Source organism: Adlercreutzia sp. CNCM I-6215 (assembly GCF_977072315.1).
The window spans coordinates 24595-41408 of sequence record NZ_CDRVMA010000008.1; the positions used below are offsets into that span (position 1 = coordinate 24595).

Annotated in this window: 17 protein-coding genes; all 17 read right to left on the bottom strand. The window is 62.5% G+C overall.

From position 1 onward, the window contains the following. Positions 1 to 41 precede the first annotated feature (41 nt). Positions 42 to 968: a hypothetical protein gene (locus ACW4LP_RS07410; protein WP_161127422.1), complete on the bottom strand. Its 927-nt coding sequence runs from the start codon at positions 966 to 968 to the stop codon at positions 42 to 44. Between the two features lie 854 nt (positions 969 to 1822). Then, positions 1823 to 2635, bottom strand: coding sequence for a tRNA pseudouridine(38-40) synthase TruA (gene truA / locus ACW4LP_RS07415; protein ID WP_455803673.1), 813 nt, complete (start codon positions 2633 to 2635; stop codon positions 1823 to 1825). After that, positions 2635 to 6093, bottom strand: coding sequence for a DNA polymerase III subunit alpha (dnaE, locus tag ACW4LP_RS07420; protein ID WP_173113496.1), 3459 nt, complete (start codon positions 6091 to 6093; stop codon positions 2635 to 2637). Before dnaE ends, truA begins: the two co-directional genes overlap by 1 nt. 563 nt (positions 6094 to 6656) lie before the next feature. Next, a complete protein-coding gene (locus tag ACW4LP_RS07425) occupies positions 6657 to 6890 on the bottom strand; it encodes a hypothetical protein (RefSeq protein ID WP_173113498.1) in 234 nt (77 codons plus the stop codon). Between the two features lie 80 nt (positions 6891 to 6970). Beyond that, entirely contained in the window at positions 6971 to 7435 is a 465-nt protein-coding gene (locus ACW4LP_RS07430; RefSeq protein WP_173113500.1) for a type II toxin-antitoxin system VapC family toxin, read from the bottom strand. 1 nt (position 7436) lies between these two features. Continuing rightward, a complete protein-coding gene (locus tag ACW4LP_RS07435) occupies positions 7437 to 7733 on the bottom strand; it encodes a RelB/DinJ family addiction module antitoxin (RefSeq protein ID WP_173113502.1) in 297 nt (98 codons plus the stop codon). Between the two features lie 485 nt (positions 7734 to 8218). Beyond that, positions 8219 to 8647: an ATP synthase F1 subunit epsilon gene (atpC, locus tag ACW4LP_RS07440; RefSeq protein ID WP_455803674.1), complete on the bottom strand. Its 429-nt coding sequence runs from the start codon at positions 8645 to 8647 to the stop codon at positions 8219 to 8221. Continuing rightward, entirely contained in the window at positions 8647 to 10092 is a 1446-nt protein-coding gene (gene atpD, locus ACW4LP_RS07445; protein ID WP_114540216.1) for a F0F1 ATP synthase subunit beta, read from the bottom strand. The genes atpC and atpD overlap by 1 nt, the downstream gene beginning before the upstream one ends. Continuing rightward, on the bottom strand, positions 10093 to 11022 hold the full coding sequence (gene atpG, locus ACW4LP_RS07450; RefSeq protein WP_455803675.1) for an ATP synthase F1 subunit gamma: 930 nt from the start codon (positions 11020 to 11022) through the stop codon (positions 10093 to 10095). It abuts the gene before it with no gap. 12 nt (positions 11023 to 11034) lie between these two features. After that, entirely contained in the window at positions 11035 to 12606 is a 1572-nt protein-coding gene (gene atpA / locus ACW4LP_RS07455) for a F0F1 ATP synthase subunit alpha (RefSeq protein ID WP_455803676.1), read from the bottom strand. After that, positions 12600 to 13178, bottom strand: a complete 579-nt coding sequence (gene atpH / locus ACW4LP_RS07460; protein ID WP_173113506.1) for an ATP synthase F1 subunit delta — start codon at positions 13176 to 13178, stop codon at positions 12600 to 12602. Before atpH ends, atpA begins: the two co-directional genes overlap by 7 nt. Continuing rightward, on the bottom strand, positions 13168 to 13779 hold the full coding sequence (atpF, locus tag ACW4LP_RS07465; protein WP_022739599.1) for a F0F1 ATP synthase subunit B: 612 nt from the start codon (positions 13777 to 13779) through the stop codon (positions 13168 to 13170). Before atpF ends, atpH begins: the two co-directional genes overlap by 11 nt. A 55-nt stretch (positions 13780 to 13834) precedes the next feature. Next, complete coding sequence (atpE, locus tag ACW4LP_RS07470; RefSeq protein ID WP_022739598.1) at positions 13835 to 14053, bottom strand: ATP synthase F0 subunit C; 219 nt, start codon at positions 14051 to 14053, stop codon at positions 13835 to 13837. A gap of 155 nt (positions 14054 to 14208) precedes the next feature. Beyond that, entirely contained in the window at positions 14209 to 14982 is a 774-nt protein-coding gene (gene atpB / locus ACW4LP_RS07475) for a F0F1 ATP synthase subunit A (RefSeq protein WP_455803677.1), read from the bottom strand. A gap of 13 nt (positions 14983 to 14995) precedes the next feature. Continuing rightward, complete coding sequence (locus ACW4LP_RS07480; protein ID WP_173113510.1) at positions 14996 to 15280, bottom strand: hypothetical protein; 285 nt, start codon at positions 15278 to 15280, stop codon at positions 14996 to 14998. A gap of 226 nt (positions 15281 to 15506) precedes the next feature. After that, complete coding sequence (locus ACW4LP_RS07485; RefSeq protein WP_022739595.1) at positions 15507 to 15965, bottom strand: deoxycytidylate deaminase; 459 nt, start codon at positions 15963 to 15965, stop codon at positions 15507 to 15509. 170 nt (positions 15966 to 16135) lie between these two features. Beyond that, positions 16136 to 16777: a uracil phosphoribosyltransferase gene (gene upp, locus ACW4LP_RS07490; protein WP_114540222.1), complete on the bottom strand. Its 642-nt coding sequence runs from the start codon at positions 16775 to 16777 to the stop codon at positions 16136 to 16138. Positions 16778 to 16814: the final 37 nt, after the last annotated feature.

Sequence of the window (16814 nt, forward strand, 5' to 3'; positions counted from 1 at the left end):
TGCTTGGGTGGTCGTGGTCAATTAGCCCCTGAGCCAAAAGCCTATCGAGGAGCGGGGCCATCAGGCATTGCATCGTCTCTTCGGGATGGCCGCGACAAGTAATTGCAATGGTAAGATCTTATGCCATGACGTAGTTGCAGATGCCGCTCCCAAAAGGTCTCCGTACGCTTGAGAGGCCGTCGCTTCATTTTTCGCGAGATCGCATCAGCAACTTCCAGGAAATCGGAGACGCCGTCTATTTGCGGCGAAGTAATGGTTACAACATCGGTGCCATTGGCCAGCAATGCATCTCGCCTCCGGGAATCCCTTGTTTGCTGGTGTCTCGAAAGGTGAGCCTCACGCCCATCGTACTCGGCTGCCAAAGAGTACTGCGGCCAGAGCAGATCGCAAACCACCCGATTGCCACGGAGGATTCGAGCCGCTTGCGAAGAGAGGGAGACCGGCTCGTTGACGAGAGCCTCCGGAAAGCCCATTCCTCCCCACTTCTGCGGCGTGAGGAGCAGCGCATCCATCTCCGTTTCCTTAGGTGAGGCCGATTTCGCGCGAACATATCGGACGGCGATCCGCGCCTTGCGAACGCCTCTTACGCGATCGGCGCGATCGACGAAGGCGCTGAGGCGGGCGGGTGTTGTGAGGGGCGCCCGCACGAGAGCCTCGGATCTTTCAGTATCCAACGGGTAGCAGCCGCAAAGCTCGTACCCGAGCGCGATGAGTTCAGCGACAGAAAGGGCCTCAGCCATCTGGACGAACACCATTTCTGGAGAGCAAACGGCTATGCCAGGAGCGATTTCCAGGAGCGCGTGGCTCGGCAGGGGCGCGGATATTTGGTGAAACAGTATGCGCTGAGTTGAATGCCGTCCGCGCTTAGGCCCCACAAGAACATGGAGCGGATTCTTTTCCGAGGCCTCGTCCCAAAGCTTATCGAGCGTGTGGCGCATGCTCGGCTTCTTCACGTTTTCGATGGCCATCCTGACGGCTGCTTCGGTATCGGCCGACCCGACAATAGGCCTGGGTTCACGCAGATGGCGGAAAGGAAGGTGCCCGGCATCGCGAGGACGGAGATCGTGGAAGGCGCGCAATGTCAAAGGATGGTTGCACGACCATATCCTCAAAAGCACAAGGGCAGTTATGTGACTGAAAGTCAAATCCATGCCGCGTAAGATATCAGGCAGAGCCGCGCGACGGTCGAACAATCGAGAACTCTACGGGATCATCATTGATGAGCAATGAGCCTATTTATCAATCCGTCTACCGATATAGCAAATAGAACGATGCTCGCATACCATTCTCCGCCATCCCCTGAGGAAGACCGATGCTGGAGCATTTCGAGACGTTGCCAAGCCAAGAAAGCGATGGAAAAGAAGGAGGCGATTGGTTAGTGCGGATCTTTTCGTGTTTATCGACCAACGTCTTCTCGAATGGTCGGCACCGCCCGACCCCGTAGGCAAACCGACGTATTGCAGCGTCAAAGATCCTGAAAACGTAGGCAAATCGGCGTTTATCAGCGTCTGAGAGCCAGAAAATGATTGAAATCAGCGGTTATCAGCGTCAAAACACTGATGGTGACGCTGATAAACGCCGATTTCCTTACATTTTTGGACAATGCGCCCTTGGATGAGGCTGACCAACGCACTTTTGGCGGCAGGACGCGAATCGAGTGAGCGGAGCACTCTCAACCGCTCAGCAGGCGATCCACGCAAGCGGGCAACAAGTGCCCCGCCGATTAGAAGATACGACGTCGGGTAGGCGCGTTATGCCACGGCGCAAACATGCTGCATTACGTGCATTACGTGCATTACGAGAGCACTGAACAAAACAACGCTCAGTACCCTACCGACCAGAAGATGAGGCCGCAGGCGGGGGCGTTTTCGCCGGCGGCCTGGCGGTCGCGGGCGGCAAGCACCTCGGCGACCCAGTCGGCGTCGCGCTGGCCGCGGCCCACCATGACGAGCGTGCCCACGATGGTGCGCACCATGGAATGGAGGAAGGCGTTGCCCCGCACGGTGACGACACGGTGCGGCTCGCCCAGAATCTCCTCGGAGGCGATGGAAATCTCCTCCACGTTGCGGCAAGTCGGCTTGCCGACGGCCGAGGCGGCCATGCAGAAGCTCTTGAAGTCGTGCTCGCCAATGAGGTGCAAGGCGCCCCGTTCCATGGCGGCGATGTCCAAGTTCGGGCCCACGTACCAGGCGGTGCGATCGGTGAATACCGGCGGCGTATCCCCTGTGGCGAGGAAGTACTTGTACTCGCGCCACTGGGCATCGAAGCGGGCCGAGAAGCCCCGCGGCCGCTCCTCCACCGCGCGTACAGCAATGCCCTCGCAGGTGAGCGCGTTCAGCGAGCGCCGCAGGTTGTAGGGCGTGCGGTCGCGCAACTCGCACCTATCGACGTCGAAGGAGACCACCTGCCCGCGGGCATGCACGCCGGCATCGGTGCGCCCGGCGCAGACCACGTCCACCGGCCGGCGGAACAAAAGGCCGAGTGCCTGCTCCAGCTCTCCCTGCACGGTGAGCTGCCCCGGCTGCTTCGCGAACCCCGCAAAGGGCGCCCCGTCATAGGCCACCGTCGCCGAGAACGTGAGCTCCCGCGCGCACTCTGCCGCCCGCTCTTCCAAACTCGGTCGCGAGATTTCCATTAGGCAATCATAGCCTCGGGGCCGAACAGGTCACGGATCTCCGCCTTCAGCACCGTGGACTGGGCGTCCACCGACACCGGCAGCTCGGCGCGGAAGCGGCGCCCGTCGGCCTGCTGCACGAAGAGCACCACGCCGTCGCGACCCGGGTACGAGTTCAAGATGCGGCTCAGGTGCGCCGAGCGGTTCTGGTCGAAGGAGCGCGAGGGCACCCGCAGCTCCAAATGGCTCGGCCGCGCGTCCTCCTCGTTAAGCTCCAGCGCCTCCAGCTCGAAGGCCATGATCTGGTTGCCGCGGTCGCCGCTCTCGAACTTGCCCTTGATCTTCGCGATGACGTCCTCCTGGATGACCTCGGCGAAGTCGTCGTACTTGAAGCAGATGCACTCGATGGAGCCGGTGGTGTCCTCCAAGGTGAACGTGGCCATCTTCGTGCCGCGCTTGGTGAGCTTCGTCGCCACATTCGAGATCATGCCCACGAACACGCCGTTCTTGATCTCCTTGGTCTGCTCGGAGAGCATGCCCATGTCGTAGCGGGACATACGGCGCAGCGTGCCCTCGAAGGGAGCCAGCGGGTGCTCGCTCACGTAGATCTTCATGATCTCCTTCTCGTAGGCGAGCTTGGTGCGCTTGTCCCACTCCACGCCGTCGGGGGCGGGCACGTCCTCCTGGAAGCCGGAGTCGGCGTCGTCGGCGAACATGTCGAACATGGATACCTGGCCGGCGTCGCGGTCCTTCTGGCGCTTGGCCGCGCCTTCCAGAAGCGGCGTCTCCTCCACGAAGTACATGAGCTGCTTGCGGGTATACCCGGTGGAGTCGAAAGCGCCGCCCTTGATGAGGGCCTCGAGCGTCTTGCGGTTGTAGCACTTCGCGTCGAGCCGGTTCACGAAGTCGTGCAGCGAGGTGAACGGGCCGTTCGCCTCGCGCTCGGCGATGATCTCGTCGGCGACGTTCTTGCCCACGCCGCGCACGCCCACCAGACCGAAGCGGATGCCGCCCTCGACCGGGGTGAACTCGGCGCGGGAGGCGTTGATGTCCGGCGGCAGCACCGGCGTGCCGTTCTTGTTGCAACTGGCAATGTAGCGGATGAGACGGTCGGTGTTGCCCATGTAGCTGGTGAGCACGGCGGCCATGAAGTCGTTCGGGTAGTGCGCCTTCAGGTAGGCCGTGCGCATCACGAGGATGGCATAGGCGGCCGAATGCGACTTGTTGAAGGCGTACTTCGCGAATTTCTCGGCGTCGGCCCAGATCTGCTGGGCGATCGCGAGCGGGTAGCCGTTGGCCACGGCGCCCTCGTCCCAGTCGGCCTGCAGCTGGCGCATGATGTCGAGCTTCTTCTTGCCCATGGCCTTGCGCAGCTTGTCGGACTTGCCGGCGGAGAATCCGGACATGGCCATGGAGATCTGCATGATCTGCTCTTGGTAGACCATGGTGCCGTGGGTCTCTTCCAGAATGGGGCGCAGGCGGTCGTCGTAGTAGTGCACGGCGGCCGGGTTCTTCGCCGCCTTGATGTAGTCCTCCACCATGCCGGACTCCAGCGGGCCCGGGCGGTTCAGGGCGATGGAGGCGACGACATCGGAGAACTGCTTGGGGGGCAGGCGCTTGAACAGGCTCACGTACAGGGCGCCCTCCACCTGGAACAGGCCGTCCATGTTGCCGGACTGCATGAGACGGAAGGCCTTCTCGTCGTCGGTGGGAATCTCCTCCGGAACGATCTTCACGCCGGTGCGCTCCTCGATATTGCGGCAGGCGATGGAAAGCACGTCCAAGGTGCGCAGGCCCAGGAAGTCCATCTTCAACAGGCCCAGATCCGGCGTGTAGTGGCCGTCGTACTGCGTGATGATACCGCCGCCCTTGGTGTCGCGCTTCATGGGCACGTGATCGCTCATGGGGTCGCGGCAGATGATGGTGGCGCAGGCGTGCACGCCCTCGCCGCGCACATGGCCCTCGATGGACTTCGCGGCGTCGATGATGCGCTTGACGTCCTCTTCGGTGTCGTAGGCCTTCTTCAGGTCGGGGTTGGTCTCCAGCGCCTTGTCGATGGTGATGCCCAGCTCGTCGCCGATCATCTTGCAGATGCGGTCGCCCACGCCGTAGGGGTAGTCCAGCACGCGGGCCGAGTCGCGCACGGCGTTCTTGGCCTGCAGCGTGCCGAAGGTGATCACCTGGGAGACGTGGTCCTCGCCGTAGACGTCCTTGATGTGGTTGATGACCTCTTCGCGGCGGCCCTGCTCGAAGTCGACGTCGATATCGGGCATCTCCACGCGCTCGGGCGAGAGGAATCGCTCGAACATGAGGCCGTTGGGCATAGGGTCAAGGTCGGTGATGCCCATGGCGTAGGCCACGATGGCGCCGGCGGCCGAGCCGCGGCCCGGGCCCACGCCGATGCCCTGGCTGCGCGCCCATTCGATGTACTCCTGCACGATGAGGAAGTAGGCCGGGAAGCCCTGCTGGATGATGATGCCCATCTCGTAGTCGGCCTGCTTTTGCTCGCGCTCGGGCACCGGGGTGCCGTAGCGCTTTTCCAGGCCCTCCTGCACGCGCTTGCGGAACCACGATTCCTCGGTCTCACCCTCGGGCAGGGGGAACTTCGGCAGGATGGGCTCGCGCTCTAACGTGACGTCGCACTTCGCCGCCACTTCCACCGTGTTGTCGCAGGCCTCGGGGAAATCCTTCATGGCCTCGCGCATTTCCTCTTCGGTCTTCATATAGAACTGGTCGTTCTCGAACTTCATGCGGTTCGTCTGGTTGACCGTGGAACCGGTGCCGATGCACAGCATGATGTCCTGGGCCTCGGCGTCTTCCTTCAGCAGGTAGTGGAAGTCGTTGGTGGCAATGGTCTTTAAGCCCGCGGCCTTCGCCACGCGGGTGAGCTCGTGGTTCAGCTCGGTCTGGGTGAAGCCGGCGTCGGTGCGGATGCCCTGGTTCTGCAGCTCGATGTAGAAGTCGCCTTCATCGAAGCAGCTGGCGAACTTACGGGCCCATTCCACGGCGTCGTCAAAGCGGCGCTCGTCGAGCAGCTTCGGGATGACGCCGGCGATGCAGGCCGACGAGCCGATGATGCCGCGGCCGTACTTCTGCAGCATGGAGAAGGTGGTGCGGGGCTTGTAGTAGAAGTTGTCCACGTGGGACTCGCTGACGAGTTTCAGCAGGTTGTGGTAGCCCTCGTTGTTCTTCGCCAGAAGCAGCAAGTGGTACAGCTTCGGCTTCACGTCCTTGCGCAGGGACTCGTCGGGGGTGAAGTACACCTCGCAGCCAAAGATGGGCTTCACGCGCTTGCCCGTCTCCTTCTCGATGGCGTCGCAGGCATCCGACAGTTCCACCATGCCGGACATGACGCCGTGGTCGGTGACGGCCACCGCCGGCATGTCCAGCTCGGCGGCGCGGCGCACCATGTCCTTGATATGGGTGAGCCCGTCGAGCAGCGAGTACTCGGTGTGATTGTGCAGATGGACAAATGCCATAGGGTGTCAGCCCCTTCGATAAGGTCGGCGGCGCACGGGTTTCAGTTGTGATGTGGTTATGCGCGCTGTGTCGTGTCATGCTTGGTCGAAAGCGCGCGGCAGACGCGAGCCCAGCTCGCCGCGCCGCTTCCCTTCCGACCGCTCTTCCGTTCCGTCATTTTCTCGGCTGCCATGATACCAGCCCCTCGCCCCACGGTGTGCGAACAAACAGTGAGTTTTGCATGGAATGCCCCTCGCGCGGAGAGTGCGGAGGGCACGGGCGACCATCTAACCGCAGAAGCAACAGGCCATCCGCCCACGCGCAAACAAAGAATTGCAAACGGCCTCGAAACTGCCCCTCCCCCGATGAAGCTCCCATCATGAGAAAACATTACAAGCCGTTCAGATCATTTACCCTTCCATAATTCTGCAAAAATTGCGTTTGTTAGCATCGGGGGGTTCTTGACTTTCTTCCAGACAACCTGCAACCATCGCATATTCTGCACATGTCCATCAAAATACTCGATTTACGTTAGATTTAGGGGGACTCTTTCGCTCTGAGCGACCCTTCCGATCAGTTGGTCTCATCCCAACGTGCTAACAATCGCAACTTTCGCCAAAAAAAGCGGTAGTAATTGCGACGGACCAACTTGCAGCAAGTGCTCCCAGGTATTCAGGGTCTGGATGCGGCAGAAGTCGATGAAGGGGGCGAGTCCGCCTTCCTGGTGGAAGGCATCCAGAGCTCCGAAATAGGCCAGGCGATCGTCGGCGCTGATGATGCAGGGAGCGCTGTTCAGCTTCAGGAGGATGTAGTTCATAAGCAGCCCGGCGGTGTCGCGATTAATCTTGCGTCCCTGAAGGGGAATCGACGAAGAAGGTTATCGTCCTCCTCAACGAGTCAGAACTCGATCTTGCCGTAGTCGAGGCCGCGCTCGGTTTTCATGCGAGCGAAGAACTCGTCGCAATCGAGAACGGGGACGAGGCCTTGGGGGAAGTCGGGCTGATTTCGCGTGATGAGGGCGTCGGCCCTAAGTACCAGGACGATTTCGTAAAGGAGGTAGTCCTCTGGGTCGTGCCACGAGGCGGCAAGCATCAGGTCGACTTCCCTCTCGCTCGCTGCAAACACGTTGACGAAGGTGCGCAAGCCCCGCAGTTGCCCCATGACGACTTCCATCTCGCTCGTTCGTCCTCCGTTGGAAAGGATGTACACGAGGTCGGTCACCTGAGACGAGGAGATCCACAGCTCGAACTCCCCCACCCGACCGCCAATCATCAGCAGCCGAGCCTTCTCGTAGAACGGCTCGCGTTCATTCAGGTAGTCCACAACCACGTTGGTGTCGAGAAGTAGCTTGGCTTGGGCCATGTCACACCAGCCTCTTGGCGGCGAGACGGTCAAGCTTGATCTCGGCCTTCGTCATATCGTCGAACCGTGTTGAGCGCTTGCGCGAGAGGCTGTCGACAAAGTGCGCCGCCGATGCCCACCGCTCGCCCGCAGACGTATCGCCATCTTGCAAAAGGAAGTCGGCGCTCCCCTCCTCGATCAGCCGGTCGAACAAGAGGTTCACCGCCTGGGAGGCGTTCATTCCATCTCGCTTGAGCACACGAAGCCCCTGCTGCTTCTTCCGCTCCGGCATCCGCCCCGTCACCATCGCATCGGTCACAGTGACCTCCTTTCCGATGTACAACATTTTGAGTACAACCTTTGAGAAAGTCAAGACTACTGTTTATCACTTGTTCGGTCGACGAACTACCCCGAAATCGCATGAAATCTCGAGTTGTTAGCGTCTCGGGGGTGCGGACGAATGGCGAGCTTGGAGGTATCTCTTAGGAGCAAGATCCTGACCTGGTGTTTTGCGAGAGAGCGTTTGGCGCGTATCTTCCCGATCTTCTCGTGCAGTGACCCCCCAGACGCTAACAACTCGAGATTTCTTGCAAAAACGGGGGTGTTCGTTGACTGAGGGGGTGACCGTTGGGAAAGCTTCGAAAACCGCCGACTCGCTCGAGCGAAGAGAAATGCCGTCGAGCACGAAGCGAAATCGGTTTCGTATTTGAACGACGAGAGGCGCCCGGGGTGGGCGCCTCTCGAAACAGGCTCAAAATTTGGGGCTGCGCGTGTCGCGGCTCCCTTTCTTGGCTCGGCTGGGCCTTACGCGGCCTGGCCTACGTGCGCAAGCTGGGCCTCGCACCACTCGAGCTTCTTCTGCCAGGTCATAAGCGTGGCCTGATCCTGGGGATCGTTCTTCTGCTCCAGCTCGGCGATGGCGCTCTTGCACTCGTCGGCCTCGGCGCGCACGGCCTCGGCGTCGATGTCCTCGACGGCCGCTCCGAAACGGGCCAGCACCGTCACCTTGTCGTCGAGCACGGAGGTGGCACCGCCCATCACGAGGAACTCGCGCTTCTCGTTATCGTCGATGGTCAGCGTCACCAGGCCGCCCTCGCGGTTCAGCGACACCGTCAGCTCGTGCCCGGGCAGCACGCCGAAGTAGCCGTCGGTGCCCGGGATGTTGGCGTAGGTGATCTCGCCCTGGAACAGGGCCTTGTCGGGAAGAGCCACAATGCAGCCCATGGAGACCATTAGTTACCTTCCTTCTGCATGGCGTCGTAGGCCTCGTAGACCTGCTCGATGGCGCCCTTGTTCACGAAGCACTGCTCCGGGATGTGGTCGCACTTGCCATCGAGAATCTCCTTGAAGGAGCGCACGGTGTCCTCGACCTTCACGTACACGCCGGGCAGGCCCGTGAAGACCTCGGCCACATGGAACGGCTGGCCCAGGAACTTCTGCACCTTACGGGCGCGGTTCACGGTCAGCTTCTGATCCTCGGACAGCTCGTCCATACCCAGAATGGCGATGATATCCTGCAGGTCCTTGTACTGCTGCAGGATCTGCTGCACGCCCATGGCCACGTCGTAGTGCTCCTGGCCCACGATCTCGGGATCCAGCGCGCGGGAGGTGGACTCCAGCGGATCCACGGCCGGGTAGATGCCCAGCTCGGCGATGGAGCGGGACAGAACGGTCTTGGCGTCCAAGTGGGTGAACGTGGTGGCCGGGGCCGGGTCGGTCAGGTCGTCGGCGGGCACGTACACGGCCTGCACGGAGGTGATGGAGCCGGTCTGCGTGGAGCAGATGCGCTCCTGCAAGTCGCCCATCTCTGTGGCCAGCGTCGGCTGGTAGCCCACAGCGGAGGGCATACGGCCGAGAAGTGCGGACACCTCGGAGCCGGCCTGGGTGAAACGGAAGATGTTGTCGATGAACAACAGCACGTCCTGGCCCTGATCGCGGAAGTACTCCGCCTCGGTCAGGCCGGCGAGGCCCACGCGCAGACGGGCTCCCGGAGGCTCGTTCATCTGGCCGTAGACCAGGCAGGTCTTCTCGATAACGCCGGAGTCGGTCATCTCCAGGTACAGGTCGGTACCCTCGCGGGTACGCTCGCCCACGCCCGTGAACACCGACGTGCCGCCGTGCTCCTGGGCCAGGTTGTTGATGAGCTCCTGGATGCAGACCGTCTTGCCCACGCCGGCACCGCCGAACAGGCCGGTCTTGCCGCCCTTGACGTAAGGCTCGATGAGGTCGACGACCTTGATGCCGGTCTCGAAGGTCTCCGTGGAGGTGACCAGGGTGTCGAACGGCGGGGCCGGATGATGGATCGGGCGCCACTCGACGTCGGCGGGCATGGGCTTGCCGTCAACGGGCTCGCCCAGCACGTTCCAGATGCGGCCGAGGGTCGCCTGGCCCACGGGCATCATGATGGGAGAGCCAGTGTCGGTGGCCTCCAGGCCGCGCACCATGCCGTCGGTGGACGTCATAGCGACGGTACGGACGATGTCACCGGGCAGGTGCGTCTGCACCTCGAGCACGGTGGACACTTCGCCCGAAGGGGTTTGTGCCTTCACGGTCAGGGCGTTGTAGATGGCCGGCATGGCGTCTGCCGGGAACTCCACATCCACAACGGCGCCGACGATACGGACGATGCGTCCGGTCGCGCCTCCCTTGGCCGCTTCAGTAGAAGTGTTATCAGCCATTTAATCCTCCAAAGCTGCGGCACCGCCGACGATCTCGGTGATCTCCGTGGTAATGGCGCCCTGGCGCACGGTGTTGTACACGCGCTCCAGGGTGGAGACCATCTCGTTCGCGTTGTCGGTAGCCGATTTCATCGCGTTGCGGCGGGCGCCTTGTTCGCCCGCTGCGGAATCGAGCATCGCGTAGTAGAACGCGTTGTTCAGGTAGGCGTTCATCATGTAGGACATGACCGACTCCGTGCTCGGCTCGAAGTCGATGTCGCCCGGGATGGCGGAATCGTCCCGCTCGCGGAAGGACTTGAAGATGTCCTCCTGCTTGGCCGTAAGGCCCAGAAGATCCGCGTAGGACTCCTCCTTGACCGGCAGCACCTGCTGCTCCACCAAGGTCTGTTCGGCGGCGTTCTTCGCGTGGTTGTACACGATGAACACCTCGTCGAGCTTGCCCTCGGCGTAGGCAGACATCACGTAGCCGGACAGCTCGGCGGCCTGGGAGAACTCCGGGTCGGCCGAGTATCCCGCGAAGGAGAACACCGGCTCGATGCCGCGGTAGGTGAAGTATCCTATGGCCTTCTTGCCGCAGGCGGCCACCTCGACCTCGGCACCTCCCCGCTGCTTCTCTTTCGTGAGCTTCTCCACATAGCGAAGCACGTTGGTGTTGAAGCCGCCGGCCAGCCCGCGGTCGGAGGTGACGGCTACGATGAGCACCCGCTTCACCTCGTCGTGGGCCTGCAGCAGCGGCTCGTTGTCCAGATGGGCGTACTTTGCCGTGCTGATGAGCATGTCTGAGATGGCGACCGCCCAAGGAAGCGCGCTCTCGACGCGCTCCGAAGCACGGCGAATCTTGGCAGCGGCGACCATTTCCATGGTGCGCGTGATCTGCTTCGTCGAGTTGACGGATTTGATTCGCCGTTCGATGTCATGTAGGTTGGGCATGGTCTACCTACCTTACGCTGCGGCGTCGAAGGACTGCTTGAAGGCGGCGATGGCCTCCTTCAGGGCGGTCTCGGTCGCGTCGGTCAGCTTCTTCTCCGTGTTGATCGTCTCGATGATCTCCGGCTTGGAGGCGCGGATGGAGGAAAGCATCTCGGTGCGGAAGCGCACGACGGCATCCAGCGGCAGGTCGTCCAGGAAGCCCTGGTTGCCGGCGAAGATGGCGATGACCTGCTCGGCCACGGGCATCGGGTTGTAACGGCCCTGCTTCAGAAGCTCGGTCATGTGCGAACCGCGGGTCAGCTGGTCCTGGGTGGCCTTGTCCAGATCGCTGCCGAACTGGGTGAAGGCCTGCAGCTCGCGGTAGCTGGCGAGGTCCAGACGCAGAGAGCCGGCCACCTGCTTCATGGCCTTGATCTGCGCGGAGCCGCCCACGCGGGACACCGAGATGCCCACGTCGACTGCCGGGCGCTGGCCCTGGAAGAACAGGTCGGTCTGCAGGAAGATCTGACCGTCGGTGATGGAGATCACGTTGGTCGGAATGTAGGCGGACACGTCGCCGGCCTGGGTCTCGATGATCGGCAGGGCCGTCATGGAGCCGCCGCCGTTCTCGTCGGACATCTTGACCGCGCGCTCCAGCAGACGGGAGTGCAGGTAGAACACGTCGCCCGGGTAGGCCTCGCGTCCCGGCGGGCGGCGCAGGGTCAGCGACATCTGGCGGTAGGCCACGGCCTGCTTGGACAGGTCATCGTAGACGATGAGCACGGCGCGGCCCTTGTTCTCGGGGCCCGCGGGCTTGCCGTCCTCGCCGTTGTAGACGAAGTACTCGCCCATGGCGGCGCCGGCCATCGGCGCGATGTACTGCAGAGGGGCGGAGTCGGAGGCGGTGGCGGCCACGATGATGGTGTTCTTCATGGCGCCATGGCGCTCGAGCGTCTCCACCACGCCGGCCACCGTGGAGGCCTTCTGGCCGATGGCGACGTAGATGCAGATCATGTCCTGATCTTTTTGGTTGATGATGGCGTCGATGGCGATAGCCGTCTTGCCAGTCTGGCGGTCGCCGATGATGAGCTCGCGCTGGCCGCGGCCGATCGGCACCATGGAGTCGATGGCCAGGATACCGGTCTGCATCGGCTCGTTCACGGGCTGGCGAGAGATAACGCCGGGAGCCTTGAACTCCACCGGGCGCGTGCCCTCGGCCTTGATGGGGCCCTTGCCGTCGATGGGCTGGCCCAGCGGGTTCACCACGCGGCCGAGCATGGCCTTGCCGGCGGGAACCTCCACGATACGGCCGGTCGTGCGGACCTGGTCGTTCTCCTTGATTGCGGTGACGTCACCCAGAAGCACGGCGCCGACCTCGTCCTCTTCGAGGTTCTGGGCCAGGCCGTACACGGTCTTGCCGCCCTCTCCGATGAACTCGAGCAGCTCGCCGGCCATGGCATCGCGCAGGCCGTCGACGCGCGCAATGCCGTCGCCGACCTGGATGACCGTGCCCACTTCGCGAGACTCGACGCTGACGTTCAGCTGCTCCAGCTGCTTCTTCAGCGCCTCGTCGATGGACTGTGCGGTGATTTCAGTCACTAGCATTCACCTCCATCTGTTGTGTCCTTGAGGACGTTGCGGGCGCGATTGAGCTGCGAGATCATGCTCGCGTCAATGTAGTTGCCGTCAACATCCATGATGATGCCGCCCAGGATGGACGCATCGATGCGCTCGCGCAGCACCGCGCGCCGTCCCAAATCGGCCTCGGCTTTTTCCGTAATGAGTTGGCGCAGTCCGTCGTCGAGCGGCACGGCGGTGGTCACGTCGACCACGCAAATGCCCAGCTTGTCGCCCAGCAGCTCGCGGTACGCGTCATAGACCCGCGGCAGCAGGTCCGCCTGGCCGCGCTCGGCCATGACCGCGAGCACCTCGCGCAGCGCCAGATGGCAGTCGGCGAAGACGCCTTCCACCAGCTCCTTGCGCTGGGCGGGGGTGAAGTCCGGGTTCGACAGGCTCTGAGTCAGCTCCAGATCGGCGCGCATGAGACGGATGATCTCGCCCATCTGCTCGCGCACCTCAAGCACTGCCTCCTGGCCGCCGGCGGTATGGGCGGCATCGAAGAGCACCGATGCGTAAACCGCGACTTCCTCTTTCACGACGAGACGATTAGTTGCCATTGAAACTACCCGCCTCTTTGACGTAGCGCTCGATGATGGCGCGGTGCTCACCCTCGGTGAGATCCTCGCCGATCAGGCGCGCGGCCACATCGACCGAGGTGTCGGCCACGGTGGCCTGCAGCTCGGAGATGGCCTGCTTCTTCTCGGCCTCGATGGCGGCCTTGGCCTTCGCGATCATGTCGGCGGCCTCGGTCTGGGCCTGGGCGGTGATGTCCGCCTTGACGGCCTCGCCCACCGAGCGGGCGTCGGCGATGATCTGCGCGGACTGGGCCTTGGCGTCGGCCAGCTGCTTGTTGTACTCAGCCAGCACGCGCTCGCTCTCGATCTGAGCTTCCTCAGACTTCTTCAGGGCCTCGCGGATGGTGTTCTCGCGCTTCTCCAGCATGCCGGCAAACATCGGCCAGCCGAACTTCGCGAGAATGATCCAGAGGATGATGAAGGCGATGAGCATGGGGATGAACTCCGCCATGTCCGGGAGGATGGCGGAGATGCCGCCCTCCTGTTCCGCCTCAGCAGCGAACGCGAGCGCCGGGAAAGCAGCGTTGAGTGCCAGGGCGCCGAAGGCGACCTTCGCAACTGCTTTGTTCGCTCTTGTCTTCACGTGCATTCCTCCTTCCAGCCTTTTTACGGCTCTAACAACCGGTTAAAGACTAGAACTAGAGGATGAAGGCGAGAACGAAGCCGATGAGGGCCAGGGCCTCGGCCAGAGCGGCACCGATGATGAAGTTCGTGAACAGACGGCCACCCACCTCGGGCTGGCGGGCGGTGCCCACGCAGCAGCCGTAGCAGGCGATGCCGATGCCGAGGCCGGGGCCGATGGTGGCCAGGCCATAGCCGACGAGCTTCAGCGCAGCAATGACGAATACAGTTTCCACAGTTTCCTCCTTTAGGTCGTTTTTGAGCCTGTTTCCCAAAAACACTTACGGATTATGGTTTCCGGCTTTGGAGGAGCCGGCTTAACCCAAACGGGGTTGGGGCGCGACGGGCCCCGAGGTGCGCGGACGCGGGGTGCGGCGCGCGGGAGCGGTTCCTAGTGGGCGCTCGTGGCGATCTGGACGTAGACCGCGGAGAGCACCGTGAACACGTAGGCCTGAAGGAACGCCACCAGCGTTTCCAGGGCGTACATGGCGATGAGCAGCAGGAACCAGGGCAGCGACAGCACACCGCTGATGGGATCGAGCGCCTGGATGCCGCAGGTGAGGAACACGCTGGAGGCCAGCGCGAAGATGCCGAGCACCATGTGGCCGGCGAACATGTTGCCGTAAAGTCGGACGGCGAGCGTGAGCCAGCGGATGCAGGTGGAGATGAGCTCCAAGAACCAGATGATCGGCACCATGACCTTCGGAAGCCCCGCCGGAGCGAAGGACTTCAGGTAGGTCAGGCCGCCCTTGGCCTTGATGCCCCAGACGTTGAAGTAGATAAACGAGATGGTAGCGAGCGCCCAGGTCACCGAGATGGTGCCCGTCGGCGTCTTGCAGCCGGGGATAAGACCCACGAAGTTCGAGATGAGGATGAAGAAGAACAGCGTGGCGAGGAAGGGCACGTGCTTCTTGAAGCCGTGACCGATGATGCCCTCGCCCATGTCGTTGCGCACGAACTGGTAACCGTACTCGACGGTGTTGACGAACTTGTTCGTCGGGATGAGCGTGAGCTTGCGGCCCACGACGAGGATCAGCACCAGCGTGATGATCCAGCAGATGACCATCCATACAATGTACTGGGTGACTCCGCCGAAAACCACGGTGGGATCGAAGGATGCCTGAAGATGAGGTACCTCTTCAGAGAGCGTTGAAAGAGCGTCCACGTATCAACCTTTCCTAGCTTTTCCGTGCCAGTTTCGTCACGCCGAACACAATGGCGGTGACGGACAGGGCACCGGCTTCCGACAGGACAAAGGGCAGCGCGGCATCCCGGTTGACGTTGATGCAGAGGATGGCGAAAGCGAACATGAGGACAAACGAGAGGAGCAGGCACAGCATGAGCACGCCCATGTGCCCCAGATTGCCCGCGTCCGTCATGTGCTTCACCCGATGCAAACCGAACACGAGGGGTGCAAACCCCACGATTCCCGCTGCCGCACCGAGTGCTATTGCCAGTACCATAACCTGCTTCCGTCGGGGCGCTTGCGCGCGCTTGTATACCCAATGTAAACCGCCGTATATGATAATGGCTCATCTACAAAAGCTGAGCGATTTGGCCGATTTCTGGGTGAGCGGTGAAAAGAGCGCGGCGGCGGCTCTCCCTTCTGAGCAGGGAAAATTTGTGCAAGTGCACTAAAACAGAGGCCTTCGGCGCGCCCTTCGCCGTGCGTACCGACTTTTGCCTGATCTACTCCCCCGTGTACTCCCGGACGAGGATGCCGGACTCGGCCAAAAGCTCCTGGGACAGCTCGTCGGGATACGGGTTCTGGTAGACGATCTCGGTGATGCCGGCATTGATGAGCATCTTGGCGCACACGACGCAGGGCTGCGTGTTCACGTAGATGGTGGCGCCGGCGATGTTGATGCCGTAGCGGGCCGCTTGGATGATGGCGTTCTGCTCGGCGTGCAAACCGCGGCAGATCTCGTGACGCTGGCCGCTCGGCACGCCCAGCTGCTCACGCAGACATCCGGTCTCGCTGCAGTGGGTAAGGCCGGTGGGCACGCCGTTGTAGCCCGTAGCCAGGATGCGGCGATCCTTCACGATGACGGCGCCGACGCCGCGGCGCAGGCAGGTGGTGCGGGTGGCCACGTCGTTGGCCATCTTCATGAAGTACTCGTCCCAGCTGGGACGGTTATCTTCTGCCATGGTTGTTCCTTTCGTCCGGCGCGGGGGATGGCGGGGGTCTCCGTGCTCAAGCAATGGCTCGCTCGGCGGAACAGCCCACTGGGCTGTTCCGTTCGCTGCGCAACCTGCGCGCGGAGACCCCCGCCATCCCCCGTGCCTGCTCAGCCTTTGCCGAAATCAATCCGGTCAGATTACTCGGTTCCGAAGATGCGGTCGCCGGCGTCGCCGAGGCCGGGGACGATGTAGGCGTTCTCGTTGAGGCCGTCGTCGATGGCGCAGGTGTAGATGATGAGGTCGTCGTCGGCGGCGAGCAGACGCTCGATACCCTCCGGGGCCGAGACGAGGCACAGAAAGCGGATGGTGCCCGACACGCCCGCCTCGCGCAGGTACTTGACGGCCGCCTCGGCGGAGCCGCCGGTGGCGAGCATGGGATCGAGCACGTAGACGCGGCGGCTCGCGATGTCGCGGGGCAGCTTGTCATAATAGCTCTCGGGCTCGTGGGTCTCCTCGTTGCGCTGCATGCCCAGATGCCCCACACGGGCCCGGGGGATTACTTCCAGCGCCCCGTCCACCATGCCGAGGCCGGCGCGCAAAATGGGCACGAAGGCCACCTTGCGGCCCGTGATCTGCTTGGCATCGAAAGGCGCGATGGGCGTTTGGATGAACACGTTCGTGAGCGGCAAGTCGCGGGTGGCCTCGTAGGTCTCGAACAGCGAGAGCTCGCGCACGACATCGCGGAACTCGTTGGAAGGGGTGTGCTTGTCGCGCAGGATGGCCAGCTTATGCTGCACGATGGGATGATCGAGGACGACAACGCGGTCGTTCCATTCCATAGTTTAGTTCCTTTCGTCCGGTGCGGGGGCGGACGGG

Coding starts and splice junctions, on each gene's coding strand:
- ACW4LP_RS07410 (WP_161127422.1), bottom strand. CDS start 968: ATGGCCATCGAAAACGTGAAGAAGCCGAGCATGCGCCACACGCTCGAT.
- truA (WP_455803673.1), bottom strand. CDS start 2,635: ATGGAAATCTCGCGACCGAGTTTGGAAGAGCGGGCGGCAGAGTGCGCG.
- dnaE (WP_173113496.1), bottom strand. CDS start 6,093: ATGGCATTTGTCCATCTGCACAATCACACCGAGTACTCGCTGCTCGAC.
- ACW4LP_RS07425 (WP_173113498.1), bottom strand. CDS start 6,890: ATGAACTACATCCTCCTGAAGCTGAACAGCGCTCCCTGCATCATCAGC.
- ACW4LP_RS07430 (WP_173113500.1), bottom strand. CDS start 7,435: ATGGCCCAAGCCAAGCTACTTCTCGACACCAACGTGGTTGTGGACTAC.
- atpC (WP_455803674.1), bottom strand. CDS start 8,647: ATGGTCTCCATGGGCTGCATTGTGGCTCTTCCCGACAAGGCCCTGTTC.
- atpD (WP_114540216.1), bottom strand. CDS start 10,092: ATGGCTGATAACACTTCTACTGAAGCGGCCAAGGGAGGCGCGACCGGA.
- atpG (WP_455803675.1), bottom strand. CDS start 11,022: ATGCCCAACCTACATGACATCGAACGGCGAATCAAATCCGTCAACTCG.
- atpA (WP_455803676.1), bottom strand. CDS start 12,606: ATGCTAGTGACTGAAATCACCGCACAGTCCATCGACGAGGCGCTGAAG.
- atpH (WP_173113506.1), bottom strand. CDS start 13,178: ATGGCAACTAATCGTCTCGTCGTGAAAGAGGAAGTCGCGGTTTACGCA.
- ACW4LP_RS07480 (WP_173113510.1), bottom strand. CDS start 15,280: ATGGTACTGGCAATAGCACTCGGTGCGGCAGCGGGAATCGTGGGGTTT.
- ACW4LP_RS07485 (WP_022739595.1), bottom strand. CDS start 15,965: ATGGCAGAAGATAACCGTCCCAGCTGGGACGAGTACTTCATGAAGATG.
- upp (WP_114540222.1), bottom strand. CDS start 16,777: ATGGAATGGAACGACCGCGTTGTCGTCCTCGATCATCCCATCGTGCAG.